We start from the raw sequence: 12,936 nt of genomic DNA, 5'->3' as shown, positions 1-12,936 counted from the left end.
CAGACAGCAACGGACTCACCTGCAGATGCAATTGTTTCACCAACTGGCGTGGTTTTTTAAAGCCAACCGGCGCACTTATGCCCTGGCCCTGATGATGCTGGCAGGCGTTGCCCTGCTCAACGCCGCTCTGCCCTACCTGATCGGCCAGACCATCGACCTGTTGCTGGCCGAAGGCAAACTGAGCCGCCCGGTTGAACAGTATCTGCTGGTGCTGCTGGTCATGGGTCTGTTGATCTATCTGTTACGTGTAGGTTGGCGCCTGATCCTGTTTGGCACCTCCTACCGCTTGGGCGGCATCCTGCGCCAGCGTTTCTACCAGCGCCTGACCCGATTGGGACCGGCCTTCTACAGCCAGCAAAGTACCGGCGACCTGATGGCCAAGGCCACCAACGATATCGATGCCATCGAGCTGGCGGCCGGTGAAGGTGTGCTGTCCGGCTTCGACGGTGCGCTCACCTTTGTTCTGGTAATCGCCATGATGCTGTTTGCCATCGACTGGCGCCTGACACTGATCGCCCTGCTGCCGTTCCCGCTGATGGGCTACGGCTTTTACAAGATCTCCCGTTCCGTTCATCAACACTTTCAGGAGTCACTGGAGCGTTTTTCCGATCTGAACAACCAGACCCAGCAAGCGCTGGCCGGCATCCGGCTGGTCAAGGCGATGGGACGAGAGCAGGCGGAAAGCGATACCTTTAACGGCATCGCCGAAAAAGCCGCACGCTGTAACTACCAGGTGGCTCGCTACGAAGCCCTGTACGAACCGGTGATCTACCTCTGCCTGACCACCTCGCTGCTGCTGATCCTGGCGGTCGGCGGTTGGCTGGTGTGGCAACAGGAACTCACGGTCGGCAAGCTGGCCAGCTTTACCCTCTACATGGGCCAACTGATCTGGCCTATGTGGGCCTTTGGCTGGCTGCTGAACATCGTTGAACGGGGCAGTGCGGCATTCAAACGGGTAGATGAGCTGCTCAATACCGCCGATACCATCGATGATCGCGGAGAGACACGCCCGCAGACACCCGCGATTGAAGTGGCAAATCTCAACTTCGGCTACGAGTCTGGCGGCCCACAGATCCTGAAAGGCCTGAACTTCGCCCTGCCCCCCGGCAAACGTCTGGGGATCGCCGGTCCAACCGGGTCGGGCAAAACCACGCTGATCCAGCTGCTGACGCGTCATTGGGAATCCGGCACCGCGCAGATCCGTATCGACGGCACGCCGTTGCAGGATCTCTCGCTGCATGAGCTGCGCGCCTGTTTTGCCTACGTGCCACAGGACAGCTTCCTGTTCAGCCTCAGCATCGCAGACAACATTGCGCTGGCGAAACCGGATGCATCCCGCGAAGAGATCCGCCACGCGGCCCGGATTGCGGCGCTGGACGAAGATATCCAGCGCTTCCCCGAGGGGTACGACACCCAGGTGGGTGAGCGTGGTATCACCCTGTCGGGCGGACAGCGCCAGCGCCTGGCAATCGCCCGTGCCCTGATCACCGATGCACCGGTGTTGATTCTGGACGATGCCCTGTCGGCAGTGGATGTACATACCGAACAACAGATCCTGCAGCATCTCCGCAGTGACACCCAGAATCGCAGCGTGATCATTATCAGCCACCGCCTCTCGGCCATCGAGGATGCCGACGAAATCCTGGTACTCAACCATGGGGAGATCAGCGAACGGGGTCACCACAACAGCCTGACGCAGCAGGATGGCTGGTACAGCCGCATGTGGACCTACCAGCAGATGGAGGCGGCACTGGATGAACGATAATCAGCAGCGCATTGCAAAACACCACAATCGCCGCGGCACCTTCCAGCTGCTGTCGGCTTATATCTATGGCGACAAGGCCCTACTCAGCAAAGCCACGATTTTCCTGCTGCTGGCGACTGCGGCCGACGTGTTCGGTCCTTACCTGGGCAAGGTATTTATCGATGACTACCTGATGCCACGCAACTTTGATACCCAGGCGCTGGGCATCCTGTTGGGCCTGTATCTGGTGACGCAGGTTGCAGCCGCCTGGCTGCGTTACAAGCAGACCATGCATTTCACCACCATGGCGCTGAATGCGGTGCAGGACATCCGTCAGCGCGCCTTCAAGCACGTACTCAACCTGCCGATGGCCTATTTCGATCATGCCCGCACCGGCCAGTTGGTCAGCCGTATCACCAACGACACCGAAGCGATCAAGGATCTCTACGTGCAGTTTCTGTCGGTGGTAATGAGCAACCTGATCCTGTTGGTGGGCATCCTGATTGCCATGGCGCTGCTGGACCTTCAACTGATGCTGGCGTCTGCCCTGCTGATTCCCACCGTCGTTGGCGTGATCTTTCTGTACGAAAAGTTCAGCGGTCCGGCGGTGCAGCACAGTCGCCACCTACGCTCCGAGATCAACGCCAACGTCAGCGAATCGATCGCCGGCATGTCGGTCTTGCAGGCCACCAACCAGCAACAGCGCTTTATCGGCAAGTTCGATGCTGTCAACGACGATTACTACCGCGCCCGCATGCGCACCATCAAGGTGAGCGCCCTGCTGCTGCGCCCGGCCATCGACCTGCTCAGTGTTCTGGTGCTGGTCGCGATCATCTGGATGTTTGGCTTGCAGGTCACCACCGGTGTGGCCGAAGTCGGGGTGCTTTACGCCTTCCTTAACTACCTGGGCCGGTTTACCGAACCGCTGGCCGAAGTGACCCAACGCTTCAACCTCTACCAGCAGGCGATGGTGGCTGGGGACCGCGTCCACACCCTGATCGAGGAAAACGAGCAGCAGTACCACAACACCCCGGCACAGGTCAGCGAAGGTCGCTTATCGGTGTCCCATCTCAACTTCGCCTATCAGGCAGATAAACCGGTGCTGCACGATATCAGCTTCAGCCTGCAACCGGGCGAACTCTATGCAATCGTTGGCCATACCGGCAGCGGCAAGAGCACCCTGCTCAGCCTGCTGCTCAACTTTTATCAGGGCAACCCGGATGCTATCCAACTGGATGGCCAGCCGCTGGAAAGTTTCAGCCACGACAACCTGCGCCGGGGTATCGGCCTGATTCCGCAGGAGCCGTTCATCGTTGCCGGCACCCTACGCGATAACATCGATATGGGCCGCGGTCTTCCAGAAGCTGAACTGCTGCGCGCCGCACAGCAAGCCCACCTGAGCAACACCCTTATGCAACTGCCGGAGGGTCTCGACACTCTGCTGGGTGAAGGCGGCACCCGCCTTTCCACCGGCCAGCGTCAGCAACTGGTGATCGCCAGAGCCCTGGCTGCATCACCGCGCATTCTGCTGCTCGATGAAGCGACCGCCAATGTGGACAGTGAAACAGAACAGGTGATCCAGCGGGCGCTGAAAGAGTTACACGGCCAGGTTACCATGATCATTGTGGCGCACCGGCTTTCGACGATTAAACACGCCGGCCAGATACTGGTACTGTCCCACGGACGGATTGAGGAAAGGGGTACCCACAGCGCGTTGATGGGCAAAGAGGCGGGTTTATACCGCTCCATGTACCAGCTTCAGCAGCAAGCGAAGCGGGTGGAGATGCTCAGTTAAATCAGGTAATTCAGATCGACAAGCGGCGCTTTTGCCGTCGCTCGGCCGCCTCGTCCAACCAGAGCTGGCGCTGCGCCTGATCGACTTCACTCCAATTGAGGATCTGCTCCAGCGAGCGCCCGCATCCGAGACAGATATCGTGCTCATCCAGGCAACAGTTGCGCACACAGGGGGCGGTGTTCCTTTTCATCTGCATCCTTGAGTCTCTCCGACTTACCTTGTCCTGTTCAAGAAACAAAAATTTACCCTGAAGCTTAGCTCAGGGTGGCTTTTTTGCGACCCACATAACTCCCAAACAACCTTAGAACCTCCATCTTTCCTGCAGCATCCACCGTTTACCAAGCGCCTAAGCTCTAACATCAGATACCACGTTGTGCTGCTTTTGCATCACTAAAGCGATGAGCTTTTAGGCATATAATTTCAATCATCATATTGTAGATTGTTGGACAATCTACAATATGATGATATTATCCACCCTGTTCTTGTTCACTAAACGAACAATTCGGAAAGACCGATTCAGACAAATAAAAATAAATGAGGTACCTAAGATGGGTATTCGTACTGACTGGCCGACCTTCGTCACCACATTGGTGGTACTGCTCGGCATCTGCGTTCCCTTGCTAGCCATGCCCGAGCAAGCGAATGCATTTATCAATGCTGCCTTCGGCATCATGACGTCTAAATTTGGCATTCTTTATCTCTGGGGCGGGATCGCGGCTGTTGTTCTGCTGGTCTGGCTGGCAATGAGCCGTTACGGGCAAGTAAAACTGGGTAGTCCTGAAGATAAACCGGAATTCACCGCTTTTAGCTGGGCCGGCATGCTGTTCTGCGCCGGTATCGGTTCCGGTATTCTGTATTGGGGTGTGATCGAGTGGGCGTATTATCTGCAGTCACCACCACTGGGCATTGAAGCAAACTCTGATGCCGCCGCAGAATGGGCTGCTACCTACGGCATGTTCCACTGGGGCATAACCGCCTGGGCGTTCTATGGGGTTCCTGCCATTCCTCTGGCGTACCTCTACCATGTCCGCAAGCAGCCGGAATTGAAACTCAGTGCTGCCTGCGAAGGCGTGATCGGCAAACATGCCCACGGCCCGCTGGGTCGTGTTATCGATATTCTATTTATGTTTGGTTTGCTGGGTGGTGTCGGCACCAGCCTGGGCCTGGGCACACCGATGGTGGCAGCGGGTCTGAGCGATATCCTGGGTATCGAGAACACCATGGGCCTGAGCGTATTTGTCATGCTGCTCTGCACAGCCATCTTTGGTATCAGCGCGTACTCCGGTCTGAAGAAAGGGATTAAGGTGCTGAGTGATATCAATGTCTGGTTGGCAATCGCCCTACTGGTCTTCATTGTCGCGGTGGGTCCGACCCTGTTTATCCTCAAAACCACCACCAACGGCATCGGTCTGATGTTCCAGAACTTTATACGCATGAACTTCTGGACCGATCCGGTGACCAATTCCGGTTTCCCGGAAGGCTGGACTATTTTCTACTGGGCGTGGTGGATCGCGTACGGTCCATTTATGGGGCTGTTTGTCGCCAAGATCTCCCGCGGCTGCACCATTCGCCAGGTTATCGCCGGTATGCTGATCTTTGGCAGCCTGGGTTGCTGGGCCTACTTCGGTGCACTGGGCAACTATGCTATGCATCTGGAGTTGAACGACATCCTGTCTGTGACCACATTGCTGAATGAAAAGGATGCGCCAACGGCCATTATCGCAGTGATCAACTCCTTGCCGTTGTCCAGCATCATACTGCCCCTGTTCTGTATTCTGGCCCTGATCTTCCTCGCCACCCAGTTTGACTCGGCAGCCTACACCATGGCGGCTGTCGCAACGGTCGAGCTGAAGGAAGATGAACATCCGGCGCGCTGGCACCGTCTGTTCTGGGCGTTTGCCCTGGCAGGACTGCCACTCAGCCTGTTGTTTGTTGGCGGTCTGAAAGCGCTGCAGACCGCGGCGATCACACTTGCTCTGCCGCAACTGTTCATCACCGCCATTATGGCGATCTCCCTGGTGCGTTGGTTACGGGAAGACGAATACCGTCTACAGCCAGCCGTGGCTCCAGTGCCGGTAGCGGTTCATCCCCCTCGCCGCGAAGAAACAACCGCAGACGTAACCATCTGAAGATGAGTACCGTGACCGCCGTCCGATCGGGCGGCGATCACAACTCCCCGAACTTTGGGATTGTGTGAATGAAAGAGCTTGAAATTAAAAGTGCAGAGGTCTTCGCCGTTACACCTCCGGTGGAGCGTTACCGCTTGGCGGGAGATATGGGCGAAGTATTTGAAACCCTGACCCTGCTGCGCCTGAACACCCGTTGTGGTGCGCAAGGATTCGCTGGGATTACCACCTACTCGGAACACGACTTTGACAGCGCGCCGGCAGCCGCCCTGAAGTCCCTGCTACCGGAATTGCTGGGGCGCAACGCCTGGCATACGGATGCGATTTGGCAACACCTGATGGGGCGCTACAACAGCATGACACCAAAACCCCAATCGATCATCGATATCGCCTTATGGGACCTCAAAGCCAAGGCGCTGGATCTGCCGCTCTACCGTCTGTTGGGCGGCAGCCGCAACAGCATCGATGCCTATGCCAGCACACCGGTATTCGATCAGCCATCCGAGTATGTGGCTTTTGTCCGGCAACTGCTGGCCCAGGGACACCGTACGATCAAATTCCATGTCTGGTGCAATCTGGAGCAGGATCTGGCGCTGCTCGATACAATCGAAGAAGTCTTTGGCTCTGAATTGCCATTTATGATCGATCTGGAGGAACGTTACAACCGCCAGGATGCATTAGTCATCGCCAAACGCCTGGAGAAGATGAACTGTGTCTGGCTGGAAGCCCCTTTGCTGGATACCGACCTGCGCGGTTATGCCGAACTGCGCAGTGCGACGACGGTTCCGGTACTGCCGGCCGGCAACACCCTGCTCACCCCGGGCCTTCTGAATCTGGCCCTGAAAGAGGACGCCTGGGATGCACTGCGCACCGACGTTACCTATGCCGGTGGCTTTACCGCCGGTCGCACTATTGCAGCCCTGGCAGAAGCCAATGGTTTAAACCTTGAACTGCAGTCCTGGGGTTACAGCCTTACTCAGGCCGCTAACCTGCACCTGATGTTATCGCTGCCTAACAGTCAGTACTTCGAACAGCCTGTACCTTATCCCAGCCACGAAGCCTGCTGCTTAACACCAATACGCACAGTAGACGGTCAAGTCCGGGCCCCTTCCGGCGCTGGCCTGGGTATCACAATGGATTGGCAGGCGGTTCAGGATCACGCAGTCTGGCACTACACGATAGGTGGTTAAGTGGTTCAAATAACAGATGTCGAAGTCATTGAGCTGCGGGTACCCGGTCAGCGCGAACTGGACCTGGATCCGACCAATAACAACTGCTTGATCCGGATTGATACGGACGCCGGGGTCAGCGGTATTGCCGAGGTCGACAGCTTACCCTCGGTTATAAAAGCAATCGTTGACGCACCTCCCCGCATCAACACGCTGATGGGTCTGAAGTCGATCCTGCTGGGCCAGGACCCGACGGATATTAGCGACCTGTGGCAGAAGATGTATCACCAAACCAGCTACTGCGGACGGCGTGGCGTTGTCATGCATGCCATCAGTGGTGTCGATATCGCCTTGTGGGACCTGTTAGGCAAACTGGAAAAAAAACCGGTAGCCGAACTGCTGGGTAATGTTCAGCAGCAACACCTGCCTGCCTATACAACCGTCTACCCGTTGGGACGTACAGTGACAGAACTGCAACAGGCACTGGAGCGGGCGATGGTGTACCCGGTCAGGGCCCTGAAACTGGCGATTGATCCCTTCTGGCGGGAGGAGCCTGAACTCGGCGCGGAGCTGCTCTGTGCCGCACGTCGTTTTGTGGGTGATGAGATGGAGCTGATGCTGGACGCGACTGCCAGCTTTCGCAGCTATCAGGAACTGGAGCCACTTTTGCCTGCATTGCATGAGTGTCGGATTCAGTGGCTTGAAGCAGCATTCCCACTGGATCTCATCGATCAATTCGCCGCCCTGCGCGCTGCGAACATACCGGTCGGTGCCGGGGATACGGGCCTGACCGCCCCTGCAGAGTGGACCCCGTTCTTTACCGAGGCGGGCATTGATATCGCCCAACCCGACATCAGCTGGGTAGGCGGCTTCACCGCACTGAAACAGATAGCAGGCATGGCCGCTGAACATAGCTGCCGACTGATTCCCCACGGTTGGAATACGGACCTCACCCTGGCGGCCAACCTGCATTTTCTGGCTGTACAACCGAAGGCGGAATACGTGGAGTTTTCAACCTCCACATCCCCTTTACGCTGGCAGCTCGCAACGAACGGCCCTCAGATCACCCTCGACGGGATGATCCCACTGCCAACGGGGCCTGGTCTGGGGATGGAGCTGGATGATGAGATCATCCAGCGTTACCGAGTTACCTAGCAGAGCTCCCGAAACGAACAAAGGCGTCGGCTGACGCCTTTAGCTGTTTGCTTATCTTAGCTCCTCAAAGCCGGTGATATTACGGATTGCCTCCGCTTCCGCCCTATCACTCTCCCCTTCGCAGATTGCCTCCACCAGGGCTGCATGACTGAGGCCCACACTCTCCGGTTCAAAGTCCCGGTTGGCGGCCGCGATATAAGCCAGAAACTGGTTCTCGACCAGTTGGTACTGACTGGCTAAGCGGGAGTGACTGGACAATTCGATAATCAGCTTGTGGAGATCCAGATCGGCGCGGGTGATCGCCTTGAGATCCCCCAACTTACATAAAGCCAGAAGTTGCTGATAGGCCTCACGCAATCGCTCAGCTCCCTCCTCACAGATCCGCTCTGCCGCCAAGCGCGCCGCCATCCCTTCCAATGTGGCGCGTAGGGTATACAGCTCCCACAGGTCCTGATCGTTCAGTTCAGTAACCGACCAGCCGGCATAAGGAACCTGGGTTACCAACCCTTCGCTCCCCAACTGGTGCAGTGCGATACGGATGGTGCCACGGGACAAGCCATACTCTTTGGCCAGGGTTGTCTCCACCAAGCGGGTTCCCGGGGTCAGATTCCCGTTTATAATGTCTTCCCGCATCAGATCGGCCGCCTGACTTTCCAGGCTGCGCTTGCTGATCTTTGCCGATTTATTCATCTCTTCCTGAATACCCATCACATTGTCGATTGCAGGACAATCATATCAAAGCCTGAATTTTTTTCGCCCACAAAAAAACCCACCATGAGGCGGGCTTTTTCGAATACGGGATTAGGCGAAAATCACGACTTACCGTGACTTACCATATCCTCTACCACGGCCTGCTCTTCGTGCAGATCATCCGCTACGGTTTCATGCATAGGCAGAATCAGGTTCAGCGCGATGGCAACCAGACCACACAGGCTTACACCCTGCAGATTCAGGTCACCGTTGCCGATTGCCATACCACCGATACCAAATACCAGGGTAGTCGAAACGATCACCAGATTGCGCTGCTCGCTCATATCAACGCGCGCCTTCACCAGCGTGTTCAGACCCACACTTGCGATGGAACCAAACAGCAGGATCAGGATACCGCCCATCACCGGTGCAGGAATGGTCTGTAGCAGCACACCAAACTTGGACACAAACGCCAGCAGGATCGCGAAAATTGACGCCCAGATCATGATCTTCGGATTAAACGCCTTGGTCAGCATCACTGCACCGGTTACTTCGGAGTAGGTTGTGTTAGGCGGACCGCCGAACAGGGAAGCAGCAGAGGTCGCGATGCCGTCACCTAGCAGGGTGCGGTGCAGGCCTGGTTTTTTCAGGTAGTTTTTACCGGTTACGTTACCGATGGCCAGTACGTCACCCACGTGTTCGATTGCCGGTGCAATCGCAACCGGCAGCATGAATAGAATCGCCGCCAGGTTGAACTCCGGGGTTACGAATTCAGGCATCGCAAATACAGGTGCTTCAGCGACCTTGGTCAGATCAACCATACCCATGGCGCTTGCCGCGACGTAACCTACCAGCACACCCGCCAGGATTGGCACCAAACGGAAGACACCTTTCGCCAGGGTCGCAACCAGCAGCGTGGTAAGCAGTGCTATCATGGAAACGATCATTGCGTCCTGGTATGGGAACAGCTCGATAGCGCCGTCACCGGTTTTACCCATCGCCATATTCACGGCGATTGGGGCAAGGCCCAGACCAATCACCATGATCACAGGACCGGTTACCACCGGAGGCATGATGCGGTGCATGAAACCGGAGCCTTTGATCTTAACCAGCAGCGCCAGCACCATGTACACAAGACCCGCCGCAAACAGCGCACCCATGGTAGCGGAAACGCCCCAGGTCTGTGTGCTGTAGGTGATCGGTGCAATAAACACGAACGAAGACGCCAGAAAGACCGGCACGGAGTTTTTGGTCACTGCGTGGAACAACAGGGTACCAATACCCGCGGTAAACAGCGCAACACTTGGGTTCAGACCTGTCAGCAGCGGCATCAGCACCAGGGCGCCGAAAGCGACAAACAGCATCTGCGAACCCGCAAGGATAGTGCGCAGGTTTGTGAAGGAAGAATCACTCATTCAGGTCAGCTCCTGTTACTTACTGAGTACCAAAGATTTTGTCACCCGCGTCGCCAAGACCCGGGATAATGTATCCCTTTTCGTTCAGGTGGCTGTCCACAGACGCCACGTACAGGTCCACGTCCGGGTGCGCTGCCTGCAATTTTTCAATACCTTCCGGCGCGGCCACAAGCACCAGAGCACGGATACTGGTACAACCAGCTTTCTTCAGCATATCGATGGTCGCAATCATGGAACCACCGGTCGCCAGCATCGGATCGATCACCAGGGAGATACGGTTGTCGATATCGCCTGCCAACTTCTCGAAGTAAGCAACCGGCTCAAGGGTTTCTTCATCACGATACAGGCCCACGACACTGATTTTGGCACTTGGCACCAGCTCCAGCACACCGTCCAGCATACCGAGACCGGCGCGCAGGATTGGTACGACGGTAATCTTCTTCCCTTTGATCCGTTGCGCTTCCACATCGCCACACCAGCCGTCCAGGGTGTAAGTCTCCAGCTCAAGATCCTTAGTCGCTTCGTAGGTCAACAGACAGCCTACCTCAGCAGCCAGCTGACGGAAGCTACGGGTACTCATATCCCGTGCCCGCATTAAGCCGATCTTGTGCTTAACCAGCGGGTGATTGATCTCTTTTACACTCATTTTTGGACCTCAAGTGAAGCTTTTTGGAAACAAAAGGAAAGGATTGGAAAAACTTGCTAATATTAGCGAAATCGTTCAAATATGTCATTTAAACGACGCCATTTCAGCCGCGTATATTACCGCGTCATACAACTTTCGTTTAGTCCCTAAACATGGAGAAATGTCAGGAACATGAGCAGGCCTGATCTGGAACAGATTACGCAGGCATATATGCAGGCTGATCTGCTGTACAGCGAGGCAGAGGTTGAGCAAGCCCTGCAGCGAATGGCGGTCGAAATCACCAACGATCTGATGGACAAGAATCCGGTGGTTTTTACAGTGATGAACGGCGGCTTGGTCACCGGCGGCAAACTCCTCACCAAGCTGGTCTTTCCATTAGAAGCGGGATACCTGCATGCCACCCGCTATCGCAACACCACTTCAGGCAACGACTTGGAGTGGAAGGTTGGACCTTCCATTGATTTTCAGGGTCGTAGCGTGCTGATCGTCGATGATATTCTCGATGAAGGTCATACCTTGGCTGAAATCTGCGACTACTGTCAGCAAAACGGTGCCATTGAAGTACGCGTCGCCGTACTGGTCAACAAACTGCACGGTCGTAAAGCACGCCCGAATATGACAGCGGATTACGTTGGTCTGGATGTAGAGGATCGCTACCTGTTCGGCTACGGCATGGACTATCAGGGATACTGGCGTAACGCCCCCGGAATTTTTGCAATTAAAGGCAAATAAGCACCGGAAAAACCTGTTTAGACCTGATTGTTGCCCTATTCTTCCCAATCACCACCTTCCTAAGACAAAGGGATAATCGGCGATTGAATTTTTCTCTGTTGCCAGCGGGGATAAATTGGATAGAATCGAAACCGTTATAAACAACCAATGGTTAAATCATGACGGAAGTCGTCATTCTGGTGGTCTCCACCACACTGCTCTTTTTCTGGCTCCTCAGCCTTCGAGCAAAAGCGGTCGAGATGCGCCGCCAGCCTGTTTCCGATAGCCTAACTGGCGACGATCAACCCATTTACCGGGAATAAGCATCGGGAATAAGCCACCACGAACGGGCCCTTCTGGACCTATTCACCCAGTTCTGGTTAGCCGTTTCCGTGCAACTCTTCGAAAAGCGCGACGTATTCCTGCGTCATCTTGTGCTTGGGCGCCAGGTGAATCAGCGGAATGCCCTCATTGTGAGATTCCTTCATCTTCACCGATGAGGAGATTTTGGTACCCAGCACCGGCAGGTCATCCGCCAGCAGCTCATCAACGATCGCCTGTGGCAATGTGGCGCGCGGCTGGAACTGGTTGACCACAATCCCTTCGATCTGCAGATCTTCATTATGGTCCATCTGGGTTTCCTGCACGTTTGCCAGCAGGCTATAGAGTGCCTGACGGGCAAACTCATCACAGTCGAACGGGATCAGACAGCGCTGTGCCGCTACCAATGCAGACAGAGTGAAGAAGTTGAATGCAGGTGGCGTATCGATATAAACCGCATCGTATTCGCTCTCCAGCTTATTCAGCGCATCGCGTAACTTGTAGATCTTGTGCTTGGACTCCAGCTTGGATTGCAAGTCTCCCAGATTGTACGCCGACGGTAACATGTGCAGGTTTTCGTACTGGGTTTCGTGGATAAAGCTTGATGGCGCAGCCGGATTTACCTGGAAGCTCAGGGTCTGCTCAAAGAAGCTACGCACCGTTGGGTCCAGCTCCATATAATCGTCACCCATCAGGTAATGGCTGGAGTTGCACTGCGGGTCCAGATCGATAACCAATGTCCGCAATCCACGGGCGGCGCTGATTGAGGCCAGGTTAACGGCGATACTGGATTTACCCACCCCACCTTTCTGGTTAAATACAACGCGTCTGATCATCGTAATTGCTCCTCTCCATCCCCAGTTTTCCGAGCCCGCCAAAAACAGCGATTCCGCACTGCAATATCCGAAATATTGAAGCGATCGTCAATCGTTATGTGGGGAATTTACGTCAAACTAACGGGAAATAATCGCTTTTCAGCCTGGAATAAAAATTGCTGCAAAAACAACCAGGACTTTAGTCAAACTCCGCAGGGAAATCGTGGGTAAATTCGGGTAATTTGATAGAAAACAACTAAAACTTGCCATGTTGTAGACATCGAGTTCGGAGTTGTGCACACTATAGCGCTAAATCTCTCTCTGCGGTGCTATTCAGCACGTTTGCATA

Annotated in this window: 12 protein-coding genes; 7 read left to right on the top strand and 5 right to left on the bottom strand. The window is 55.4% G+C overall.

Annotated elements, in window-relative coordinates:
- Positions 1 to 25 precede the first annotated feature (25 nt).
- Together QKW35_RS02130 and QKW35_RS02125 are read left to right on the top strand one after the other, a co-directional pair.
- Complete coding sequence (locus tag QKW35_RS02130) at positions 26 to 1,765, top strand: ABC transporter ATP-binding protein (protein ID WP_282350472.1); 1,740 nt, start codon at positions 26 to 28, stop codon at positions 1,763 to 1,765.
- Positions 1,755 to 3,539 (top strand): ABC transporter ATP-binding protein, encoded by a 1,785-nt coding sequence (locus tag QKW35_RS02125; protein ID WP_282350471.1) that lies wholly within the window; start codon positions 1,755 to 1,757, stop codon positions 3,537 to 3,539. The genes QKW35_RS02130 and QKW35_RS02125 overlap by 11 nt, the downstream gene beginning before the upstream one ends.
- 10 nt (positions 3,540 to 3,549) lie before the next feature.
- On the opposite strand, the gene QKW35_RS02120 is transcribed toward QKW35_RS02125, so the two are convergent.
- The gene (locus tag QKW35_RS02120; RefSeq protein WP_282350470.1) at positions 3,550 to 3,735 is read right to left on the bottom strand and encodes a DUF1289 domain-containing protein; all 186 of its coding nucleotides are present in this window, start codon (positions 3,733 to 3,735) and stop codon (positions 3,550 to 3,552) included.
- Positions 3,736 to 4,087: 352 nt separating this feature from the next.
- On the opposite strand from QKW35_RS02120, the gene QKW35_RS02115 reads away from it, so the two are divergent.
- The 3 genes from QKW35_RS02115 to QKW35_RS02105 all read left to right on the top strand — a co-directional run bounded on the left by QKW35_RS02115 (position 4,088) and on the right by QKW35_RS02105 (position 7,989).
- Positions 4,088 to 5,668, top strand: a complete 1,581-nt coding sequence (locus tag QKW35_RS02115) for a BCCT family transporter (protein ID WP_282350469.1) — start codon at positions 4,088 to 4,090, stop codon at positions 5,666 to 5,668.
- 68 nt (positions 5,669 to 5,736) lie between these two features.
- Positions 5,737 to 6,855 carry a mandelate racemase/muconate lactonizing enzyme family protein gene (locus tag QKW35_RS02110; RefSeq protein ID WP_282350468.1) on the top strand — a complete coding sequence of 373 codons (1,119 nt, stop codon included), beginning with the start codon at positions 5,737 to 5,739 and terminating at the stop codon, positions 6,853 to 6,855.
- On the top strand, positions 6,856 to 7,989 hold the full coding sequence (locus QKW35_RS02105) for a mandelate racemase/muconate lactonizing enzyme family protein (protein WP_282350467.1): 1,134 nt from the start codon (positions 6,856 to 6,858) through the stop codon (positions 7,987 to 7,989).
- 51 nt (positions 7,990 to 8,040) lie between these two features.
- On the opposite strand, the gene QKW35_RS02100 is transcribed toward QKW35_RS02105, so the two are convergent.
- The 3 genes from QKW35_RS02100 to upp all read right to left on the bottom strand — a co-directional run bounded on the left by QKW35_RS02100 (position 8,041) and on the right by upp (position 10,740).
- On the bottom strand, positions 8,041 to 8,697 hold the full coding sequence (locus tag QKW35_RS02100; protein ID WP_282350465.1) for a GntR family transcriptional regulator: 657 nt from the start codon (positions 8,695 to 8,697) through the stop codon (positions 8,041 to 8,043).
- A 104-nt stretch (positions 8,698 to 8,801) separates the two neighbouring features.
- Entirely contained in the window at positions 8,802 to 10,094 is a 1,293-nt protein-coding gene (locus QKW35_RS02095; RefSeq protein ID WP_282350463.1) for a uracil-xanthine permease family protein, read from the bottom strand.
- 19 nt (positions 10,095 to 10,113) lie between these two features.
- A complete protein-coding gene (upp, locus tag QKW35_RS02090) occupies positions 10,114 to 10,740 on the bottom strand; it encodes a uracil phosphoribosyltransferase (protein WP_282350462.1) in 627 nt (208 codons plus the stop codon).
- 171 nt (positions 10,741 to 10,911) lie between these two features.
- On the opposite strand from upp, the gene QKW35_RS02085 reads away from it, so the two are divergent.
- Positions 10,912 to 11,472: a hypoxanthine-guanine phosphoribosyltransferase gene (locus tag QKW35_RS02085; protein WP_282350461.1), complete on the top strand. Its 561-nt coding sequence runs from the start codon at positions 10,912 to 10,914 to the stop codon at positions 11,470 to 11,472.
- A 158-nt stretch (positions 11,473 to 11,630) separates the two neighbouring features.
- Positions 11,631 to 11,774 (top strand): hypothetical protein, encoded by a 144-nt coding sequence (locus tag QKW35_RS02080; protein WP_282350460.1) that lies wholly within the window; start codon positions 11,631 to 11,633, stop codon positions 11,772 to 11,774.
- A 57-nt stretch (positions 11,775 to 11,831) separates the two neighbouring features.
- Here QKW35_RS02080 and QKW35_RS02075 read toward each other — a convergent pair whose 3' ends face one another.
- Positions 11,832 to 12,605: a ParA family protein gene (locus QKW35_RS02075; protein ID WP_282350752.1), complete on the bottom strand. Its 774-nt coding sequence runs from the start codon at positions 12,603 to 12,605 to the stop codon at positions 11,832 to 11,834.
- Positions 12,606 to 12,936 lie beyond the last annotated feature (331 nt).

The sequence above is a fragment of the Pontibacterium granulatum genome (genome assembly GCF_029961155.1).
In the GTDB taxonomy this organism is placed as follows: Bacteria; Pseudomonadota; Gammaproteobacteria; order Pseudomonadales; family Balneatricaceae; genus Pontibacterium; species Pontibacterium granulatum.
The sequence above is the reverse complement of the archived record's forward strand: the minus strand, read 5'-3'. Positions and strand labels throughout refer to the sequence as shown.

Excerpts from the sequence above, each read along its gene's own strand:
- QKW35_RS02130 (WP_282350472.1), top strand. The coding sequence starts at position 26 with ATGCAATTGTTTCACCAACTGGCGTGGTTTTTTAAAGCCAACCGGCGC.
- QKW35_RS02085 (WP_282350461.1), top strand. The coding sequence starts at position 10,912 with ATGAGCAGGCCTGATCTGGAACAGATTACGCAGGCATATATGCAGGCT.
- QKW35_RS02125 (WP_282350471.1), top strand. The coding sequence starts at position 1,755 with ATGAACGATAATCAGCAGCGCATTGCAAAACACCACAATCGCCGCGGC.
- QKW35_RS02080 (WP_282350460.1), top strand. The coding sequence starts at position 11,631 with ATGACGGAAGTCGTCATTCTGGTGGTCTCCACCACACTGCTCTTTTTC.
- QKW35_RS02095 (WP_282350463.1), bottom strand. The coding sequence starts at position 10,094 with ATGAGTGATTCTTCCTTCACAAACCTGCGCACTATCCTTGCGGGTTCG.
- upp (WP_282350462.1), bottom strand. The coding sequence starts at position 10,740 with ATGAGTGTAAAAGAGATCAATCACCCGCTGGTTAAGCACAAGATCGGC.
- QKW35_RS02115 (WP_282350469.1), top strand. The coding sequence starts at position 4,088 with ATGGGTATTCGTACTGACTGGCCGACCTTCGTCACCACATTGGTGGTA.
- QKW35_RS02100 (WP_282350465.1), bottom strand. The coding sequence starts at position 8,697 with ATGGGTATTCAGGAAGAGATGAATAAATCGGCAAAGATCAGCAAGCGC.
- QKW35_RS02120 (WP_282350470.1), bottom strand. The coding sequence starts at position 3,735 with ATGCAGATGAAAAGGAACACCGCCCCCTGTGTGCGCAACTGTTGCCTG.
- QKW35_RS02110 (WP_282350468.1), top strand. The coding sequence starts at position 5,737 with ATGAAAGAGCTTGAAATTAAAAGTGCAGAGGTCTTCGCCGTTACACCT.